Raw genomic sequence first — 20,808 nt, forward strand, 5'->3', positions numbered from 1 at the left:
TTACTACTTTTTTCAGTTCAGGAACTCAAGGGTGATCTTCGAATACTTCTCTATACTAGGCTCGCACCATTTCCTAGATCGCTTGAATAGATTAAAGTAATTTACTGTCCCCGTCTTCGTCACATATTAATCTTAGAAAAGTATATGCGATTTTTCAAAGTAATGTCAAGCTTACGACTTTACTTCTTGAAGTTCATAGCCTTCAAGATTATCTGGTGCATTTAAAGAATCCCAGTCATCATTCTTTAACATTTCAAGTTGCGCTTCAATCAACATTTTGAAACGTGTTCGGTAAACAGAAGACTGTTTCTTTAATTCATCGATTTCCATCGAGATCTTTCGAGATTTAGAAAGCGACTCGTTAATGATTCTATCCGCATTTTTTTCAGCTTCTTTAACAATTAAACGAGCTTCTTTCGTAGCTGTTCGCTTTACTTCTTCTCCTGTTTCCTGAGCAATCAGAATCGACTTATTTAGAGTTTCCTCAATGTTTTTAAAATAAGAGATCTTTTCTTCAAGGTTCGCTACCGTTTCCTCTAGTTCTTTCTTTTCTCGGATCACTGTTTCATAATCTTTGATGACTTGATCTAGAAAGTCATTCACTTCATCTTCACTATACCCTCTGAAACCTCTTGTGAATTCCTTGTTATGAATATCCAGTGGTGTTAAAGGCACAACGGCCACCTCCATTGATGCATTATTTTTTACCTAATTTCGACAAATTTTCTGTCATTCCTTCTATTTAAGGAAATTATTTTAAAAGTCCGTAGCGGATGCGCCACTTCTCTTTCTTAGTCGTTCCCTCGATCGCGATGAGTTTACTCCTGCCAAATCCTCTTACAGAGAGCTCATCACCTTCCATCAATTCAGTTGAAACATGATCAACGATTTTGTGGTTGAGCTTAACTCGTCCTCCTTGTATCAAAGGAGAAGCTTTTGCACGAGACAGGTTGTACACCTCAGCGACAATCACATCAAGTCGTAGGGAAGACACAGTACCAGTCTTTTCGTGATATTCAGTCTTTACTTCTACTAATTCATCTTCTTGAATCGTATGTAGCGTAATACCTGTCTTGCCGATTTTCGTTAAGTTCAAATCGATAAATCCAGCGATCTCGGTTGCACAGATGAACTGTACACGATCTCCTGAAATTAAGATATCACCATACTTACCTCTTTTAACACCTATGTTCATTAAAGCACCCAAAACATCTCGATGTTCAATCGTAGAGAATTTAGCAGGATATTGAATGTCATAACAGACTAATTGAAAATCTTCATTTTGAGCAGTAAAATAATCCGGATAAATCAATGCTCTCTTCCGTTCAGAAAAAGAAGAGCCTCCCCATAAAGAGAGGCGAACTTCAGTATCGTTACCAATGATGGTTTTTACGATTTCTTGTTCTCTCGGATCAAGAAAGTCAGTCAATCTTGGACTATACCTCTCCAACACCTCCGACTTCCAGTTCAAGACCCGGTCCACAAATTCGTGCTCTTCTGGTCTGTAATGCTGATAGATACTCATAACAAAACCTACAGTGAACGTGCTATCATCTGTGCGATCGCCGATACTCCAAAACGAGCAAAATGCAGTGCCATAAGTGCTACGATCGGAGAAAGATCAATCATGCCAAGAGGCGGAATAATCTTTCGAAATGGAGAAAGATATGGTTCAACTAGCCTAGCGATCACCTGACCGATAGATGACTCACGAGCATTTGGAAACCAAGATAATAGTATGTACCCGATAATCATGTAGTAGTAGATCTGAATAAGAGTTAGTACTACGTCTTCAACTGCATAGATCATATTCAATAATTTTCACCTACCTGATTTAATCTTCTTCCATCATTTCTGAAATCGTTCCGGAAACATCAACATTTTCAGGAGTACATAAAAATGTATTCGGTCCCAACTTTTGAATGTCGCCACCGATTGCATAAACAGTACCTGATAAGAAGTCTACGATTCTTTTTGCTTGATCATGCGGAATTCTTTGTAAATTCATAACAACAGCTCTGCGATTTTTTAATTGATCCGCAATATCTTGTGCTTCTGCATATACTCGAGGTTCGACAAGCACAACTTTAACTTGTTGTTGGATACTCTGAAGACTCACCACGTTCGGTTTTCCTTTTTTCGTATGGGAAGGTGTGATTTCTTCTTCTTCAGGCATCGACTCTTCCTCATATTCCTCTTCATACTCATAATCGTCTTCCAGATCAAAGAAACGCTTGAATTTTGTTTTAATTCCCATCTGTACCACCTCCTAAAATTCTTTTCCTACTAAACTCGTCCCTACTCTAATAAATGTTGCACCTTCTTCAACAGCAATCGAATAATCGTTAGACATCCCCATAGATAGTTCAGTACATGGAGCATGAACCATTTTTTGTTTCTGTATCTCCAATTGAAGTTGCTTTAGTGTTGAGAACACGTTTCTGATTAAGGATTCATCCTCAGTAAAAGGTGCCATAGTCATCAGGCCGACAACCTTTATACGATCGTAGTCCTTTAGTTTATCGACAAAAGCTACTACATCTTTTACTGGCAAGCCGTGTTTGGAATCTTCTTCAGCTACATTAACTTGAACAAAACAGGAAATAGTCTTAACTGCTCTTTTCTGAATCTCATTTGCTAAACTTAAACGATCTAATGAATGAATATAATCCACATGTTCAATCACGTCTTTTACTTTTCTAGTCTGCAAAGTTCCAATAAAGTGCCATTTTACAGGCAGGTCTTTCAGATATTCTTTTTTGGATAACAGTCCTTCTATTCTGTTCTCACCAATATGTTCGATACCTGCTAAGACTGCTTCTCTTGTTGTTTCGTTACTCACATATTTCGTCACAGCGATCAAATTAACGCCCTTTGAAGACCTGTTTTTTTTCTCACATGCGCTTTGTATTTCATTTAAAATGTACTCTTTGTTTTCTTTGATACCCAATTTCTTAATTAATCCCCTTTCCTGCCTATATAACTCATCATTCTTCCTGTCTTGCCCCTGTCAGAACGATGTGAAAAGAACACGTCGTTCTGACAGCTCGTACATTGATCGGAAACGCTCATATTTTCAGGCAATACTCCAGCTCTTAAAAGAAGGACCTCATTCAATTTTTTTAAGTTTAATTGATAGTTTCCTGCTTCATTCTTCTTATACACCTTGTCTACATTATCTACGCCTAGCGCTATATTTACTTCATTTATCACTACATCATCTACTTCATAACAACATTGTCCTATAGAAGGACCAATCGCAGCTAATACCGACTTTACGTCAACATTCTCTTTATCTTGCCACATGGTGATCATCGATGGACCGATCTTCGCAACCGTTCCTTTCCACCCCGCATGCGCGAGTCCGATTAAGTTATCGTTGGGTGAATAAAAGTAGAGAGGAACACAGTCCGCATAAAGGGATGTTAAAAGAATATTTTCGTCTGATGTATATAATCCATCCGCATCTGGTATTGCTGTTTCGAAATCTAAAGCACCTAAACCTCTGTCTTCTTTCGTTATCTTTACAATATTTTTAGCATGAACTTGTTTAGAGCCTACCCAATTTTCAACTGAAAAACCGATCTCATCTGCAAATAATTTGCGGTTTTTTCGTACCATATCTGGATTGTCATTCACATGAAAGCCCATGTTCATAGAATGAAAGGGCATTGTACTATTCCCGCCCTCACGTGTTGTGAAACCAGCTATAAGATTAGAATTTATCTTTTGCCAACTCTTTATTGCAAGATGCTTTCCAGAGCGTTCAAATGTGTTCATCTGTATCTATTCCTCCTGGAAAGTTTTATCTTTATTTTACCACAATTTTAAGCAAGAAAGAAAAAAGAACCGTTTATTTCAATTGATCAAACGGTTCTTTAACATATTCATTTAGTTCGCTAGCTTCCATATGTCTTACAAGAATAACATCTGCACCGATCTTAACAATATTTCTCCAAGGAATCACGATGTCGTTCTCTCTTGCAAAAAAACCAAGCATCTTTCCAGCACCAGGGATGATGATCGCATCTATCTTACCTGTATTTAAGTTGATTTCAAGATCAGCTATATGACCGAGCTTTTTCCCATTTGCTACGTTAACCACATCTTTGACTTGAAAATCTGATATCTTATTCATCTACGATCCCCGCCTTTCTTCTTTCAGTATATGAAGGACAAAGCTATTTCATGTTTCTGTCCAAAAATAAAAAAACCCGTGAAAACGGGTTTTAACTGCTTTGGATGTTTTTATTCATCTGAGAGATCGCTGCTTTTTCGAGTCTTGATACTTGTGCCTGTGATATTCCGATCTCATCCGCTACTTCCATTTGCGTTTTCCCTTGAAAGAAACGCATCGTTAAGATCATCTTTTCTCTATCATTCAAACGGCGCATTCCTTCTTTTAAAGCGATCTCCTCAATCCACTGCATGTCTTTTGCTTTATCATCGCTGATTTGATCCATCACAAAGATCGGATCACCGCCGTCATTGTATATCGGTTCAAATAGTGAAACTGGATCTTGGATGGCGTCAAGCGCAAAGACCACTTCTTCTTTCGGTACATCTAGAGCTTCTGCAATCTGTTGTGCAGTTGGCTCCCGAGATAGTTTGTTCATAAGCTGATCTCGAACTTGCAGTGCTTTATATGCGATATCCCTTAAGCTTCTAGAAACTCTTATCGGGTTATTGTCTCGAAGATATCGGCGAATCTCACCAATGATCATCGGAACTGCATAGGTTGAAAACTTAACGTTCTGACCTAGATCAAAATTGTCTATGGACTTCATCAGCCCAATACACCCTACTTGAAATAAATCATCTACATGCTCTCCGCGGTTGTTGAACCGTTGAATGACACTCAGAACGAGTCTGAGGTTTCCGTTAACCAAAGTTTCGCGTGCATCAGGATCACCTTTATGCATCTTATCAAAAAGAATACGCATCTCTGGATTTTTTAAAACAGGAAGCTTTGATGTGTCAACTCCGCAAATCTCAACTTTATTTCTTGTCAAGTCTTTTCCCTCCTGCCGGGAGCTAATTTCAAATTAAGTATCACCGAACGGAGGGAAATTTATGCAATTGTCATTTTAGAGATAATGGTAAAAACAATTCAAAACCTATATAGAATAAATGCTAAACCATTTTATTAAATTCTTTTTGAAGTCTCTTTATGATCCTTTTTTCTAATCTGGAAATATAAGACTGAGAAATACCGAGCATATCAGCCACATCTTTTTGTGTTTTTTCTTCACCGCCTGAAAGACCGAAGCGAAGTTCCATGATCTGTTTTTCACGGTCGTTCAATGTAAAAAGAGCTTTTAATAAGAGTTTACGGTCTACATTAGCCTCAATCCTGCGAGTAATGATGTCGTCCTCTGTACCTAGAACATCTGAGAGCAAAAGTTCGTTTCCATCCCAATCCACATTTAACGGTTCATCAAATGATACTTCTGACCGCGTCTTGTTGTTCCGGCGCAAATACATCAAGATTTCGTTCTCAATGCATCTGGAAGCATAAGTGGCGAGCTTGATCTTTTTTTCTGGATTGAACGTGTTTACAGCTTTAATCAAGCCTATCGTTCCAATACTGATTAAATCTTCAATGTTAATTCCTGTATTCTCAAACTTTCGTGCAATGTAAACAACTAGACGAAGGTTTCTTTCGATCAAAAGAGATTTAGCAGCTTGGTCACCAGAAGGAAGCTTTTCAAGTAGGACCGCTTCTTCTTCTTTACTAAGTGGTGGTGGTAAAGCTTCATTCCCACCTATATAATAAATCTCGTCTGACTTCAGCCCTAACTTAAAGAGTAACTTATACCAATACATCGTCATCTTTAAACGCCACTTATTAAACATCATAACTCCCCTTCCACATGATCTTTTTAGTTGTTTCTCACATATAACTGTTGTTAAAAATACTTTCAATGTGTATCAGGTGTATTTTTTTCCCGATTTATCTTTTGCCTTTTAAGACGCTTGTACATGTTGCATAGACATCTTAGGATGAACGATGGCATCGAACTGTCCTTCGCTAGATAAAACAGTCCAGCTCAAGCCTATGAGGCATTGTGGAGATACTAAAGAAACACCTTCTTTTTCAATTTCAACATGATCTGGTTTCAAACAAGCTAAAAACTGCTGATGACCAACTGCACGGTACGGTACGATTCGGAGTCTATTCAGCCAAGGGTGCTCATTGTCATCGGTATTCAATGCGAGAACATCTTTCGCAGCGGTTCGGATAACTTCAGGAAAAGAGTCACCGTGTTTGTTCATATCAAGAATCATGACGGGCATTTTAGAAATGGGATCATATAATTTATTTCCGGTATCAATAAGGCCATTTGCAGAAATTATGGTTTGATCAATTTTGATAGAAACTTTGACAAGACTGTTGGAATCCATTTTTTCCACAGAAATATCATCAACTCGTTTCTTTGAAAAGTACCAAAGAAGAGGAACACCCACTACAACAAAAAGCCAGCTGATCGGGTCACCCATCCCTGAACTTTTTGTCGTGATAACACCATTCATAATCACAGCATCACTCTGCATAAAATAATGAAGACCGAAAATACCTCCACCTGTAACAAAAGAAACGAAATAAAACATGGCGATATTCTTCATAACAAATTTAAAACGCTTAAACCCAAAGGCCACAATCATGATGAAAACGGATAGGATAAATTTCATGACTGGTTGTGAAAATAACATAAGTTCTGGGAAGATGATTAAAAACACATAACTTGATGCTAATAAAGAAGCAAATAGGATTCTCTTTTTCGATGCATTGCGCTTTAGCACATACGCTGTCAGAGAGATCAAAACATAATCAATGCAGAAATTAAGAAACCAAATGACATCCAAATAAAGGGTCATTGGTTTTCTCCTTTCTTAATTTTGAAATCAGTATAACGTATAGGTTGTTTGAAAGTCTGTCAGTTTATGAGAGAAGTAAAGTTCTTATTTTCTCTATTTTTGTCAAAATAACTTATATGTTAGATATACGCTTTTCGGACAAGAATATGACAAAAAACTGTATGCTTATACATTGTTGTTCATGAAGGAGGTTAATTTCCGATGCAGAGCTCGCTTTCCGCAGGGTGTGCGTTGAGCCCATTCGCCGCTTTGCGTCATTGAACGGTCTCACCTGTCCCACTCATCCTGCAGGAGTCTCGCCCTCCCTCTCCAATTATCTATTCATTGAAGCATTTTTCAAAATTTATTGATAGCAACAATCTTCTTCTCAAAAATGCCACTAGTACTTTAGAAAAGCTGATTTAATTTGGCTCTTATCAAAAAGCTGGTTACTAAAAAAGATTTTGTAATTCTTCATTGTCAAGTTGATTGGAGTGGAAGTTGCGAGACTCCTGTGGGACTGGCGGTCAGGTGAGACACTTAAAAGTGAAACGTTACGAATGTGGCTCACCGCCTGCCCCACGGAAAGCGAGCATACTGGAACGGAAATCGACAACTAACAAATGCAACATGAATCCTAAAACAGCTTTAAAATACCTTTAGGAAGAGGTTTTTTGCTAAAACAAAAAAGCATGCTCTCTAAAATAGAGAACATGCTTTCATTTTGTATTTATCTTCTTCTGTTACGGCTGCGGTTACGCAAGAATGTTGGAATATCAAGCGTATCTGAATCAGCATTCGTGTAAGAAGTATTTCTTGATTCTTGGCTCTCTTCACGAGTTTGCCCTTGAGACTGGCTTTGTGGTTGAGATTGACTTTGAGATGCATGAGACTGACTAGATGTTGGAGCTTGTTGCATTCTAGGACGCTCTGCTCTCTGTTGGTTGTTAACCATCTTTTCCGTTTCATCAAATCCAGTAGCGATTACCGTAACTAAAATCTCATCTTTAAGTTCTTCATTAATCACGGAACCAAAGATCATATTCACTTCAGGATCAGAAGCAGATGAAACGATATCTGCAGCTTCGTTTACTTCGTAAAGACTTAAGTTAGCTCCACCAGTAATGTTCATCAATACACCTTTTGCTCCATCAATAGATGTTTCTAGAAGTGGAGATGAAATGGCTTTTTTCGCAGCTTCAGCGGCACGGTTCTCCCCAGTACCTACACCAATACCCATCAGTGCAGAACCGCGTTCCGTCATGATTGTTTTTACATCGGCAAAGTCAAGGTTGATCAATCCTGGTACAGCGATTAAATCAGAGATACCTTGTACACCTTGACGAAGTACGTTATCCGCTTCACGGAAAGCTTCAAGCATAGGAGTATTTTTATCTACGATCTCTAACAATCGATCATTCGGAATGACAATCAGTGTATCCACTTTTTCTTTTAATACAGAAATTCCACCTACTGCTTGAGTAGAACGCTTGCGTCCTTCGAAAGTGAACGGTCTTGTAACAACACCCACTGTAAGAGCGCCAAGATCTTTCGCGATCTCTGCGACTACAGGAGCTGCACCAGTACCAGTACCGCCACCCATACCAGCTGTAACGAAGACCATATCCGCACCGCTAAGTGCTTCTTCGATCTGCTCGCGGCTTTCTTCAGCAGCCTTTTTACCAATATCAGGATTTGCACCTGCACCAAGTCCTCTTGTTAATTTCGTACCGATCTGCATTTTTACAGGTGCTTTAGATAGGTTTAGAGCTTGAGCATCTGTATTTACACAGATGAATTCTACACCTTGCACACCGTGTTCGATCATTCGGTTAACAGCGTTACTTCCGCCGCCACCAACACCAATAACTTTAATTGTCGCCAATTGATCCATATTCATATCAAACTCTAACATGAGCGTTCCTCCTAATGACTAGTTCCTTAATGTTATTCAAAAAATAAACCAAACCAGTCTTTGACTTTTGATTTCATGCCACCGGATTGTTTTTCTTGTCCCGATTTTTGGCTGGATTGTTGCTTCTTTTTAGGTAAAGGTTCTCCAGCGTTATCAACTAACGCAGTAGCAACTTCTTTTCCTTGAACTTTAATATTTTTGTGAGTGAATTGGATTAATCCAACTCCCGCTGTAAACTTCGGTTCTCTGACTCCGATATAATCCGGCAACGAAACGCGTACGTTCTGCTGGAAGATATCTTGAGCGAGTTCAAGTACTCCTGGAATTGCAGCAACTCCGCCTGTAATAACAAAACCACCTGGCAGTTCGGAATATCCACGCTGATGCAATTCATCATCAATCATCTCAAATATTTCAGCCATACGAGCTTCAATAATTAATGAGAGTTCGTATTGCGAGATTTCTTGTTCTTGTGAAGATCCAATTTGCGATACAGTAAATGTTTCATCTTTTGATGCATAATCCACGAAAGAATGACCATGCTTCAGCTTAATCTTTTCTGCATCTTCAGCAGAAGTTCTCAATCCGATGGAAATATCTTTTGTGATAAAGTCTCCACCTATCGGAAGAACGGATGTTAACTGCATGGTTCCTTGGTCAAAAACAGATAGTGTAGTAGAACCCCCACCAATATCGATCAGTGCTACACCAAGCTCCATCTCATCTCGTGAAAGTGCAATCGATGATGTTGCCAATGGCTCTAAACAAATGTCCGCCACTGTTAGTCCAGCTCGTTCTACGCATCGTAATAAATTATGTAAGATCGTTTTGGAACCCGTTATTACGGTTCCTTCCATCTCAAGGCGTACACCTAGCATGCCTCGTGGATCGATAATCTCATCTGTACCATCGACAATAAATTGTCGAGGAATCACATCTATAATTTCGCGTTCTGGAGGCACTGACATAACTTGAGCTGCCTCTATTACTCTAGCAATGTCTTCATCACCAATTTCTCGGTCTTCCCTTGATACCGCAACTACACCGTGGCAAGGTTGAAGCTGAATATGGTTTCCTTTAACACCTACGATGACGGCATTAATCGGAATACCTAACATTCTTTCGGCTTGCTCTACGGCTTTTCTAATGGAACGAACAGTTTCGTCAATATCTACAATGGAACCTTTTCTGATTCCAGCTGATTTTGCATGGCCAACACCAATTACATTAAAGGACTCACTAGTCATTTCTCCAATGATCACTTTAATATTGGATGTACCGATGTCTAAACTTACATAAATTTCATTGCTGTTCATTCTGTGGCACCTCCTTACCTTTCATCCAATAAATCTTCATTTTTTTAAAAAATCCCTTGATTTGCGCTTAATTATGGAATAAATTCCACAAACAACGGGTTATCCCTCTTTTTTTTTACCGTTTTTTCAAATTTTTTAGGCCTTTTTGCGTGAATCTGACCATTTTGAAATGATTAAGCGTCTAATAACTGCGATATTATTAAACAGCCTAACACCAAATGCAAAGATTGCTGCTAGATACAGGTCAATACCAAGGTGCACCCCTAAATATGCAAGCCCTGCAGCCAATAAAATGTTAAAGAAAAAACCAGTAATGAACACTTTATCTTCAAAACTGCCTTGAAGATGTGCACGAATACCGCCGAATAGGGTATCAAGTGCAGCTAAGACAGCAATGGATAAGTAGTTTGCATATTCTGGAGGGACCCGGATATCAGACATGAAACCTAATAACAGACCTAATAGCAGTCCAAGTACCGGCAACCACATCTTACGTTTCCTCCTTTGCCGGTTTCATAAACTTCACCTTCATATCTTTATCGAAAGCTGGCAAAATAACTTTAGCGGTTTGCTTAGATTCTACAAGAAAATTTTCTCGAATAAATTCTTCAACAGCTGGTGAAGCAATAATCTTCTGATGAAGTTTTTCATTGTCTTTTGCCAAAACTCTGATTTCAATCGGAAATGAAGAAACAGGCTCATTGTTTATGTAAATGTTTCCATTCACTTCCCGGATCGGGGTTTTCGATACGATACGTTGTCCATCGATGCTGATCTCTTTTGCATCATATCGATTTAATTCATTTACAAGTCTTCTAAGCATATCAGGATCTATTTTAGGAACAGGTTGACCTACTCCAATTAGCTCTTCATTAAAAGGTTCGATCGTTATCACGATTCCTTGTCCGCTAATCGTCGTTAATCCTGCTTGTTTTTTTAAATCTCCGAGTGCTTTTTCCATTGCTTGGATTTTTTCGTCTTTCCCGTTACCTTTGTATTGGTTTAGAAGTTCACTGTAGCGTTCAAATTCCTCATTAAGCTCCTGCTGACGCTGTTTTTCTTTTTCCAAATCAGCTCTTAATTCCCATAAATCTCGAGTATCCCGAACAACAGGATTGTTTGTGGTCTCAAATTGGATCGCCAGCATTCCGCCAAGTATGAGGGCAATTGTTGCGAACATGAATTGTCTCTCTTTCAACTAACTCATCCCTCTTCTGTAATAAATGGCTCCATCTCGATCGCGCTCTCTTGCTCCACTCTCACTTCTACACCATCCGTTACAATTTTATCAACGATGTATAGATTCAAAGATTTCTCTAGGGTTGTGGAATTCCCAATGGCTGTGATCACAAAAGGTGCAGGGTATTGGTTACCATCCACAGAAACGACAGGACCGATACAAGCGATATACGTATCATGAGAGATCCTTTGACCGTTTATCGCAATGGCTTCCGCACCTGATACGTGAAGTTCGTCAATGACACTTCTAATATGTTCTTCATGGACGATATAATCGTTAGGGTTCTCCCCTTCCGGTATATAGGAGGAATCTTGAAGGGTAACTTCTACCCCCTCCCCTTTCACTTTTACGTTTCCTACTACCATTCTGAGCTCTTTCAAATCTTCTACTAGTTTAGAAGATATCTCCTCTTGATCTGCCAGCTTGTTTTCTTTCTTCTCAACATTTTGCTGCAGACTTTGAAGGTCGCCTGCTAATTCTCTATTCGTTTTTTGAAGATTTAAGATTTGGCTTCGCAATGAATCTTCTTTTTTCCATTCATTGTTCTGCACAACATTTTGCTTTTCGATCTGTGCTCTCTGATAGGAGAAAGATAGTATGAACCCGGTAACGAGAAGGATTAAAGATAGGAAAAGATGCGTCCCTTTAATTTTGCTCATTACTTTCCTCCACTTTGTTGTATCGTTCAAAACGTGTGCTGATTCCTAAATAAAATGTTCCTTTTTCCTCAGGTTTTAGTTCGCTGACTAAAGACGGATATGCTGTCAGCCTATCTGAGAACTTAGAGATCGTCGTCACCACTTTGTTACCATCCGTCATAAACAACGTTAGTTGATTTGAACTGTTGGCAGCAGGTGTATGTGTGATCTCAGATATACGATGAATGATTCCTTCAGGTAGTTTTTGTAGTTCCTGTGCCATCATCTCTAATTGTTCTGGATCCTTCCAGCTGACGATTACAGGCGCATTCACGGGTCTCTCATTTTTCTTCAAAGGCTCTAACATCTTCCCGTTCTGAAGCATCGGGTAGTATAGGTTCTCTTTTCTGAAATAACCGACTCGTTGAAACTCACTCACTTTAATTATAACTTGGTTAAAAAACTTCTTTTGGATGGAAACAGAACTAATTTCTGAGATTTCCTCAAGTCGCTCCATCATTTCATCCTCAGATACATTTAAATACTTTGTCTTTGTTGAGATTTCACTTTTTTCAAGAATTTCATTGTCGGTTACAAAATAGTTGCCTGAGACGGTAATTTTCTTCACATGACTAAGATCAGATTGAAAATAAACGACGACCAACAATAACAGGAAGAAAAAGGACAAGTAATAAATAAGACGACGATTTGCTTTTTGTTTGCGGTGTTCTTTCAGCTTCGGAATTCGGTCCTCAATCTTGACAACCTTTACCTTGTCCATCCTCTTCCTCCGTTTTATAAGTTAGTACAAGAAACATTAACGGTTGACAGAAATAAAAGAACTTGGCAGCTAGACGCCAAGTCTTCAAAAGGTACTGATAACAGTCCAACTGTCAGAAGATAACGAAATGTATGGTTCGTTTCGAAACGTCAAAAGTTAATTTTTTCTTGTTCTTTGTATTATAGCACGGATAAGCCGCAATTCAGCACTATTTATCCAATTTTTTGTTAATCATTTCTACCAATGATCTCAACTTCTGTATGAAGTTCAACACCATGCTTTTCTTTAATCGTTTTTTGTATAAAACTGATAAGATCCAGCACGTCTTTTGCTTTTGCATCTCCAGTATTTACAATGAAATTCGCGTGCATCTCAGAAACTTGTGCTCCACCTACTTTTGTTCCTTTAAGTCCCGATGTTTCAATAAGATGTCCTGCATAATTAGGGAGAGGATTACGGAACACACTACCACAACATGGAAAGTTCCACGGCTGAGTGTTTCTGCGATAATCTTTATTCTTCTTAAGCTCGGCCATAATGGTTTCTTTATCGCCCTTATCCAAAACGAGGATGACTTCTACACAGATCCCACCTGTCTCTTGAAGGACAGAAGTACGGTAAGAGAATTTAAGTTCTTCATTAGTAAGCCATGTAAGTTCACCATCAGGTAATAGTATTAAAGCCTTCTCAACGATCTTTGACATATCTGATCCATGCGCACCTGCATTCATGAAAACAGCGCCGCCAACCGAGCCCGGAATACCTGCTGCAAACTCTAGACCCGTATATGCTTCACGTGACATTAGAGTTGCAAGCGGAATGAGTGAATATCCACCACCAACTCTGATCTTGGTATCGTCTTTTTCAAGGTGGTTGATCCCCTCCCCTACTTTAATGACAACACCTTCTATGCCCCCGTCAGCAACTAACAGGTTAGATCCTCTTCCGATTGCACGTATCGGTGCGTTCGCTTCTTTTATATAACCTAATGCTTTTTTTAGACTTTCAATATCTTTCGGTTCATAAAAAAGATCAGCTGGCCCACCAATTTTTAATGTGGTGTGATTTTTTAATGGCTCATTTACTAGGACAGTACCTAAATCTTCACTTTTTAATTTCTCAGCTAATTGGCTATACATCATTAAAAACCCCCTACGTTCATACGCATCGTTCTATTTATATGCTATGCGTTAATCTTTTCCATGTTTTCAATGTCCTTAAACATCGACAAAGTAGTATTCGTTAGAACTAACGATTTTGTTTCTTATTTCTGAAAAACGACATCTGATTATCATTGTCGCTCTTGAATGTGGTTGATTTACGTTACAGCATGCTCGCTTTCCGCGGGGCAGGCGGTGAGCCACATTCGTACGTTTCTCGTATAAGTGTCTCACCTGCCTAGTTGCAGTGGCTAGCCCCTCGAGGTCAAAAGCTAAATGGACCATAAGGCAAAGTGCGCCTTACTAGCCCATTCACCTTTTGCTAGTCGGGGCTGAACGAGCCACTTCCACTTTTAGGACTGCCCGCCTGTCCTAGCTGAGAGTCTCGCACCCTCCACTTCAATCAACTGTCTAGAAGACAAGAATTTAAGAGCAGAGACTAGCTTATAAGAAACAATAACATTAAAAAACAAATATAGAAAAAGAAGTTACCCTGCCATAATTGACAGGGTAACGTCTTTAAATCGCTATGTTTAGAATAAGAGAATTTCCTTTGAAACTCAAGTATTAATACCTTGAATACCGGCTAATATTGAGGATTACTCCAATTGATGCGAGCATTAGTGTTAATGAGGATCCTCCATAACTTAAAAATGGAAGTGTTATTCCAGTTACAGGCATCAAACCTGTTACAACTCCGATATTAATCATCACCTGTATAGCGACCATTCCTATGATTCCTATCGCTAAAAAGCTGCCGAATAGATCTGGAGCTCCTAAAGCGATTCGGATACCTCGCCATAAGAGAAGGCTAAAGAGGATTAATACAAAAACAGCACCAATAAAACCGAGCTCTTCTGACAGAATCGCAAAGATAAAGTCCGTTTGCGGTTCAGGGAGATAACCAAATTTTTGTCTACTCTGCCCTAAGCCTAGTCCAAGCAATCCACCTGGACCGAGAGAATAGAGTGACTGTATAATCTGAAATCCACTACCTAATGGATCACTCCAAGGGTCAAGGAAAGAAGTAATCCTCTTAATTCGATAAGGAGCAGATATGATCAGCCCCGCAAGTCCGATCAGACCGATCAAAGCCATCCCAACAAAATGAGAGATACGCGCTCCTGCAACAAAAACCATCACGATACTAGTTCCGACCATCACAGCACCGGTTCCTAGATCTGGTTGAAGCATGATCATTCCAAAAGCGATCATCACTAATCCTAGAGTAGGTACTAAACCTTTTTTCAGTGAAGTGATCTTTTTTTGATGCTCTGATAAATACTTAGCTAAGAATGTAATCATGGCAAGTTTCATAAATTCAGACGGCTGGATGGAAAAAGCACCCACACCGATCCAACTTCTTGCACCGCCTCGTACCATACCGATACCTGGGATAAGAACAGCGATCAACAATACAAAACAAATGATCAGAAGGATCTTAGACCAGACTCTCCACGTCATGTAATTGATGTTCATGATAAAAAACATCGCTGCAATTCCCACACCGGCAAATAATAATTGTCGCTTTGCAAAAAAGAACGCATCATCAAACTTGTATAGCCCTAAATCTGCACTCGCGCTATAAACCATTATTATACCGATCGATAACAACAAAAGCGTAACAACAATCATTATGATATCAGGGGTTGATCTCGTTGCAGGCAAAGGGAAACACCTCAACTCTTCTTATTTGTACAAACCTTATTTAAGTTTATGCACAGAGTTGATAAACATGTCCCCTCTTTGTTCGAATGTCTTATATTGATCCCAGCTTGCACATGCAGGGGATAACAAGATAACGTCTTCTTCGTCCGATAGACTGTACGCAAGGGGAACAGCATCTTCCACATTATCAGCACGTTTTATCGTTTCTATTCCTGCCTGATTTGCAGTTTGTGCTAATTTTTCAGCGGTTTGACCAAAAGTAACCATTGCTTTTACATTCTTTAGTGATGGAAGCAGATCATCAAATGAATTTCCACGATCAAGACCACCAGCTAGTAAGATTACAGGTTGTTCAAATGCCGACAACGCGGCATTCGTCGCTAATATATTCGTGGCTTTGGAATCATTGTAGAAACGTCTTCCGTTAAGCTCTCCTACATACTGGAGACGATGTTTAACTCCCGGAAACGAAGTTAGGACTTGACGGATCTGTTCTAATGTTGCGCCAGCTAATAAAGAAGCGGCTACAGCTGCCATAATATTAGATAGATTGTGTTTACCAGGTAAGACGATCTCGCTTAGATCAATAACTTTTTGATCCTGAAAATAAAGTGCACCATCTTCCACATAGACCCCACCCTCATGTTTCTCTTTAACAGAAAATGGGATATGTTTAGCTTTAGAGTTCTTCATTAAATATGAGACACGTTCATCATCTGCGTTATAGATTACATAATCAGAGGAATCTTGGTTCTCAGTGATCTTAGCTTTTGCTTTTCCGTATTCATCAAGAGAACCGTGATAATCTAAATGTGCTTCAAATAAGTTCAGAAAAACGGCGATCTGTGGCTTGAACCGCTCTGTTCCCATTAACTGAAAGCTAGAAAGTTCAGCTACTAATATATCTTTCTCAGTAGATTTGGCAGCAACCTCGGAGAACACAGTACCGATATTCCCTGCTACGACTGGTGTCTTATCACTGTTTTTTAACATATCCCCAATTAGGGTGGTTGTTGTCGTCTTACCGTTTGACCCTGTGATCGCAATAATGGATGCGTCTGAAATCATACCTGCAATTTCCACTTCCGTATATACCGGAATGTTTCGTTTGACCGCTTCATCGATCAAAGGGTTTTGATAAGGAATTCCTGGATTCTTTACAATAAAGTCCAACTTGCTATCTAGCAATGTCAGCGGATGGTCTCCACAAACCACTTCAATACCAAGTTTCTCCAGTTTTTCTGCTTCTGCATTTCCTTCTCTAGGGCTTTTGTCGTTCACTGTTAGATGAGCCCCAAACGAATGAAGCAGTTTTGCACCAGCAAAACCGCTCTTGGCTAATCCTACGATTAATATCTTTTTGTCTTTAAAAAAAGTAGTGTCCTTCATTTATACCCACACCTCTAAATAAATTCCTAGTGCTGCAAATACCAATCCTACAAGCCAAAATGTAACAACGATACGCCATTCACTCCAGCCTGACAATTCATAGTGATGATGAAGCGGGCTCATCTTAAATACACGCTTGCGAGTTAACTTAAATGAAGCTACTTGAATCATTACAGAAAGGGTTTCAATTACAAAAACTCCGCCAATAATAACTAGCAAAATCTCAAGCTTGGTTAAGATTGCGACCGCACTAATCGCACCACCTAGAGCCAGTGATCCGGTATCTCCCATGAACACTTTCGCTGGGTGCGCGTTAAAAACTAAAAAGCCAAGTACAGCACCAACAACAGCCACACAGAAGATGGCAGCTTCAAATTGGAGAATGGTAGATGACAAGACAGCGAATGCACCAAAAGCAATAGCTGCTGTTCCTGCCAACAATCCATCCAGTCCATCCGTTAGGTTTACTGCATTAGAAGCACCGATTAACATGAATACAACCAATACTGGGTAAAACCATCCTAGGTCAAACGAAAAATCTGTTCCAGGAACTGAAATTTCCGTTGAAAAATCAATCGCTCTTAATCCTAAGAAGAAAAGAGCTGCAATGATTAATTGCCCTACTAATTTTTGCTTCGATGTTAAACCGAGATTTCTTTTCTTCACTACTTTAATAAAATCATCTAAAAAACCAATAAGTCCATATCCTAATGTAACGAGGATTAGCAGATGGGTTTCTGCTGTAACTGCAAAAAACTTAGCGGTCATCGCATAAGTTGCGATAACGAGGGCTAAGACGATAACAATCCCGCCCATCGTAGGTGTTCCTTGCTTTTTTTGGTGAGATTTCGGGCCTTCATCACGGATGCTCTGCCCAAATTTCAATCTTCTTAAAAACGGAATGAAAAAGGGTGAACTTAATACCGCAATTAAGAAGGATGCTACTAATGTAAATAGTAAGACTTGCTCAATCATTTTTTCGACTCCTGTTCTTTCTCTACAAATTTCGAGACTAGGGTTTCTAATACCATCCCTCTTGATGCTTTAAAAAGAATAGCAGTGTCTTTTGATAATAATCTAGTTATTGGTTCTTCCGCTTCTTCTTTTGTCAGACATTGAATAACTTCAAGGTCTTCATTTTTATGTTTCATTAGTTCATCTGCGATCCAAGCACCTTTTTGCCCTACACATATCACGTGAGAAATCGTATCATCCACATGCTTCGCTATGTTTCGATGCATCTCTTCTTCATTTGAGCCTAATTCATACATATCTCCGAGGACAGCGACCTTTTTAGAGTAATCCTTCAGTTCAGCAAGTGTTTCTAGAGCTGCAATCATACTCGTTGGACTAGCGTTGTAGGCATCGTTGATAAGAAGTGTTTCCTTCTTGCCGCTTTTCATTTCAAGACGCATGGAAGTCACTTTAAGGTTCTCAAGTCCTTCTAGTATCTTATTTTCTTCAATATTCAAGTAATGTCCTACAGCTATGGCATATGCTGCATTTTTAATATTATGACGTCCGAGCATTGGTATGCGATACACGGTCGTACCTTCTTCTAAAGAAAACGTTACACCATTTACATCTGTCTTAAGGTTAGATAACTTCAGTGTATTTGAATCTCCAAAACCAACTTGTAATACGTTCTCACCTTTTACATGTGAAAGAAGCGGTTCATCTCCATCGATGATAAACAGCCCACCTTGTTTTAAACCATCTGCGATCTCAAGTTTCGCTTTTGCAATTCCTTCACGACTACCAAGTTGTTCGAGATGGCTTTCACCGATATTCGTAATAACAGCCACATCTGGCTCTGCAATCTTACTTAAAAGAGATATCTCTCCATAATCACTCATACCCATTTCTAGAATGAGTACTTCTGTAGTATCTTCCATCGCTAGAATGGTCAAAGGCATTCCAATATGATTGTTGTAATTCCCTTGCGTTTTAAACGTCTTAAAGTTTTCAGAAGAAACACTTTCGATCATGTCTTTTGTTGTTGTTTTACCGTTACTGCCCGTTACAGCTACAACAACAGGATTGATCTTCTTCAAATAATATTTAGATACATCTTGCAAAAACGCCACTGTATCTTTTGTGTAAAGAATAGGAAAATCTTCCGGCAATCCTTCTGGAAGAAGTTTCCCTTCCTCCCAGACCGTAGCTGTACAACCTTGTTCAATCGCATTTAGTAGAAAATCATGACCATCAAATCGCTCGCCAGCTATCGGTAAGTAAAGTGCATTTTCACTTTTAAGTCTTGTATCTTTAGAAACACCCTCTAATATAAGGTTTTCATACTTTCCACTCGTACGATCTGCTAATGAGACCAGTTCTTTAAAATCTAATTTCATTTTTTCACCGCCTTAATTGCTTCCCTTGCAACGATTCGATCATCAAATTCTAAAATGTCTTTACCAATGATCTGATAGGTTTCATGACCTTTACCGGCTATTAGTATAACATCGTTTGCACTAGCCTGTTCAACTGCATATTCAATTGCCTTTTTACGATCAGGGATGGTCACATAATTCCCTTCGTCTACACCCTCTTCCATATCTTTTAAGATCTGAAGAGGATCCTCTGTTCTCGGATTATCACTAGTGAAGATCGCATGATCAGCTAAGTTAGCTGCAATTCCTGCCATGAGTGGGCGCTTTGTCTTATCACGGTCACCACCACACCCAACAATCGCTGTAATTTTCCCTGTAGCGAATTCTTTAATGGTTCTCAGAACATTCTCTAAGCTATCTGGCGTATGTGCGTAGTCAACGATCACCGTATAATCTTGACCTGCGATAACAGGTTCAAATCTGCCAGAAACTCCTGTTACTTCTTTTAGACTTGAAAGAATTTGATCTAGATCTAATCCCGATAACAAACATGCTGTTGTTGCTGCCAGCACATTATATACGGAGAACTTTCCGATCAGCTTCAACGTAACCTCTCGTGACCCGACTGGAGTATGCAGTGTAAATGTAGTTCCTTGAGATCCAATCAAAATATTGGTCGCACGAACGTCACTATCATTATCTATTCCATAAGAAATAACCTGTGCCGATGTTACACTTCCAAACATTTTTGAAGCTGGATCGTCGTTATTTAGTACTGCAACTTTTCGATCTGATTTGTTATAAGTATTTCCCATTTGAGAGAACAGAAGACTCTTTGCAAACTTGTATTCTTCCATATTTTTATGGTAGTCCAAATGATCTTGTGTCAAGTTCGTGAATACAGCGATATTAAAGTCACATCCCCAGACTCTACCTTGAACGAGAGCATGCGAAGACACTTCCATTACAGCTGCCTCAACTTTCTCTTGATTCATTTGATAAAACGCATTCTGCAAAAATAATGAATCAGGTGTAGTATTGGCTACCTTAAAGCTTTGATCTTTGATCTTCATTTCAATCGTCCCGATCATCCCAGTGCTTTTCCCAGCATCTCTTAAAACTTTTTCAATGAGATGTGATGTCGTCGTCTTCCCATTCGTACCAGTTATCCCTATCAGATGAAGCTTTTGTGAAGGGTGGCCATAAAAGGCATCCGCTAATACCGCAAGAGCTTTTTTTGTATTTTTCACTTTTATAACAGGAATGTTAACATCGATGTCCTTCTCAGCTAAAATAGCAGCAGCACCATTTTTAGCGACGGCTTCTGCAAAATCATGTCCATCAAACAGTAGACCTTCCATACAAACAAAAAGACAGCCTTCCCCAGCTTTCCTGGAATCCATTTGAATGGAGGTAATTTCAGGATTGGCTTGGATATCCATTTCATAGTTCACTAAATATGTAAGCAGTTCTTTTAATTCCATTAATCCTGATCTCTCCTCTAATCATT

22 protein-coding genes and 1 other annotated feature (1 of these 23 only partly in view) are annotated in these 20,808 nt (G+C 39.2%); all 22 genes read right to left on the reverse strand.

Going from position 1 to position 20,808, the window contains the following annotated elements; genetic code table 11:
* Positions 1–126, reverse strand: a binding site (T-box leader) (it extends 100 nt beyond the left edge of the window).
* A gap of 45 nt (positions 127–171) precedes the next feature.
* The gene (locus ACFS5O_RS15860) at positions 172–675 is read right to left on the reverse strand and encodes a DivIVA domain-containing protein (RefSeq protein ID WP_137789726.1); all 504 of its coding nucleotides are present in this window, start codon (positions 673–675) and stop codon (positions 172–174) included.
* 76 nt (positions 676–751) lie between these two features.
* Positions 752–1,525: a YlmH family RNA-binding protein gene (locus ACFS5O_RS15865; RefSeq protein ID WP_205726052.1), complete on the reverse strand. Its 774-nt coding sequence runs from the start codon at positions 1,523–1,525 to the stop codon at positions 752–754.
* 8 nt (positions 1,526–1,533) lie between these two features.
* Positions 1,534–1,809 (reverse strand): YggT family protein, encoded by a 276-nt coding sequence (locus ACFS5O_RS15870; RefSeq protein WP_225218836.1) that lies wholly within the window; start codon positions 1,807–1,809, stop codon positions 1,534–1,536.
* Between the two features lie 25 nt (positions 1,810–1,834).
* Entirely contained in the window at positions 1,835–2,257 is a 423-nt protein-coding gene (locus tag ACFS5O_RS15875; protein WP_066393473.1) for a cell division protein SepF, read from the reverse strand.
* A gap of 12 nt (positions 2,258–2,269) precedes the next feature.
* Positions 2,270–2,950 (reverse strand): YggS family pyridoxal phosphate-dependent enzyme, encoded by a 681-nt coding sequence (locus ACFS5O_RS15880; RefSeq protein ID WP_205726051.1) that lies wholly within the window; start codon positions 2,948–2,950, stop codon positions 2,270–2,272.
* Positions 2,951–2,958: 8 nt separating this feature from the next.
* The gene (pgeF, locus tag ACFS5O_RS15885; protein ID WP_205726050.1) at positions 2,959–3,780 is read right to left on the reverse strand and encodes a peptidoglycan editing factor PgeF; all 822 of its coding nucleotides are present in this window, start codon (positions 3,778–3,780) and stop codon (positions 2,959–2,961) included.
* A 73-nt stretch (positions 3,781–3,853) separates the two neighbouring features.
* Positions 3,854–4,138: a YlmC/YmxH family sporulation protein gene (locus tag ACFS5O_RS15890; protein WP_066289211.1), complete on the reverse strand. Its 285-nt coding sequence runs from the start codon at positions 4,136–4,138 to the stop codon at positions 3,854–3,856.
* A 91-nt stretch (positions 4,139–4,229) separates the two neighbouring features.
* A complete protein-coding gene (sigG, locus tag ACFS5O_RS15895; protein ID WP_066240567.1) occupies positions 4,230–5,012 on the reverse strand; it encodes an RNA polymerase sporulation sigma factor SigG in 783 nt (260 codons plus the stop codon).
* Positions 5,013–5,133: 121 nt separating this feature from the next.
* A complete protein-coding gene (sigE, locus tag ACFS5O_RS15900; RefSeq protein WP_137789730.1) occupies positions 5,134–5,856 on the reverse strand; it encodes an RNA polymerase sporulation sigma factor SigE in 723 nt (240 codons plus the stop codon).
* Between the two features lie 111 nt (positions 5,857–5,967).
* The gene (spoIIGA, locus tag ACFS5O_RS15905; protein ID WP_205726049.1) at positions 5,968–6,879 is read right to left on the reverse strand and encodes a sigma-E processing peptidase SpoIIGA; all 912 of its coding nucleotides are present in this window, start codon (positions 6,877–6,879) and stop codon (positions 5,968–5,970) included.
* Between the two features lie 709 nt (positions 6,880–7,588).
* Positions 7,589–8,773: a cell division protein FtsZ gene (ftsZ, locus tag ACFS5O_RS15910; RefSeq protein ID WP_205726048.1), complete on the reverse strand. Its 1,185-nt coding sequence runs from the start codon at positions 8,771–8,773 to the stop codon at positions 7,589–7,591.
* A gap of 32 nt (positions 8,774–8,805) precedes the next feature.
* Positions 8,806–10,089 carry a cell division protein FtsA gene (gene ftsA / locus ACFS5O_RS15915; RefSeq protein WP_066393457.1) on the reverse strand — a complete coding sequence of 428 codons (1,284 nt, stop codon included), beginning with the start codon at positions 10,087–10,089 and terminating at the stop codon, positions 8,806–8,808.
* Positions 10,090–10,224: 135 nt separating this feature from the next.
* The gene (locus tag ACFS5O_RS15920; protein ID WP_066393455.1) at positions 10,225–10,578 is read right to left on the reverse strand and encodes a small basic family protein; all 354 of its coding nucleotides are present in this window, start codon (positions 10,576–10,578) and stop codon (positions 10,225–10,227) included.
* 1 nt (position 10,579) lies between these two features.
* On the reverse strand, positions 10,580–11,287 hold the full coding sequence (locus ACFS5O_RS15925; protein ID WP_205726047.1) for a DUF881 domain-containing protein: 708 nt from the start codon (positions 11,285–11,287) through the stop codon (positions 10,580–10,582).
* Positions 11,288–11,292: 5 nt separating this feature from the next.
* Positions 11,293–11,988, reverse strand: a complete 696-nt coding sequence (locus tag ACFS5O_RS15930) for a DUF881 domain-containing protein (protein ID WP_205726046.1) — start codon at positions 11,986–11,988, stop codon at positions 11,293–11,295.
* Positions 11,975–12,748 (reverse strand): cell division protein FtsQ/DivIB, encoded by a 774-nt coding sequence (locus ACFS5O_RS15935; protein WP_205726045.1) that lies wholly within the window; start codon positions 12,746–12,748, stop codon positions 11,975–11,977. Before ACFS5O_RS15935 ends, ACFS5O_RS15930 begins: the two co-directional genes overlap by 14 nt.
* A gap of 227 nt (positions 12,749–12,975) precedes the next feature.
* On the reverse strand, positions 12,976–13,890 hold the full coding sequence (gene murB, locus ACFS5O_RS15940) for a UDP-N-acetylmuramate dehydrogenase (protein WP_379839396.1): 915 nt from the start codon (positions 13,888–13,890) through the stop codon (positions 12,976–12,978).
* A 585-nt stretch (positions 13,891–14,475) separates the two neighbouring features.
* The gene (gene spoVE / locus ACFS5O_RS15945) at positions 14,476–15,543 is read right to left on the reverse strand and encodes a stage V sporulation protein E (RefSeq protein ID WP_379839663.1); all 1,068 of its coding nucleotides are present in this window, start codon (positions 15,541–15,543) and stop codon (positions 14,476–14,478) included.
* Positions 15,544–15,612: 69 nt separating this feature from the next.
* On the reverse strand, positions 15,613–16,965 hold the full coding sequence (murD, locus tag ACFS5O_RS15950) for a UDP-N-acetylmuramoyl-L-alanine--D-glutamate ligase (protein WP_205726042.1): 1,353 nt from the start codon (positions 16,963–16,965) through the stop codon (positions 15,613–15,615).
* Positions 16,966–17,940, reverse strand: a complete 975-nt coding sequence (gene mraY, locus ACFS5O_RS15955; RefSeq protein ID WP_066393448.1) for a phospho-N-acetylmuramoyl-pentapeptide-transferase — start codon at positions 17,938–17,940, stop codon at positions 16,966–16,968.
* Positions 17,937–19,319, reverse strand: coding sequence for a UDP-N-acetylmuramoyl-tripeptide--D-alanyl-D-alanine ligase (locus tag ACFS5O_RS15960; protein WP_205726041.1), 1,383 nt, complete (start codon positions 19,317–19,319; stop codon positions 17,937–17,939). Before ACFS5O_RS15960 ends, mraY begins: the two co-directional genes overlap by 4 nt.
* On the reverse strand, positions 19,316–20,782 hold the full coding sequence (locus ACFS5O_RS15965) for a UDP-N-acetylmuramoyl-L-alanyl-D-glutamate--2,6-diaminopimelate ligase (protein WP_205726040.1): 1,467 nt from the start codon (positions 20,780–20,782) through the stop codon (positions 19,316–19,318). The genes ACFS5O_RS15960 and ACFS5O_RS15965 overlap by 4 nt, the downstream gene beginning before the upstream one ends.
* Between the last annotated feature and the right edge of the window lie 26 nt (positions 20,783–20,808).

The organism is Fictibacillus nanhaiensis (genome assembly GCF_042686385.1).
GTDB classification, from domain to species: Bacteria; Bacillota; Bacilli; order Bacillales; family Fictibacillaceae; genus Fictibacillus; species Fictibacillus nanhaiensis.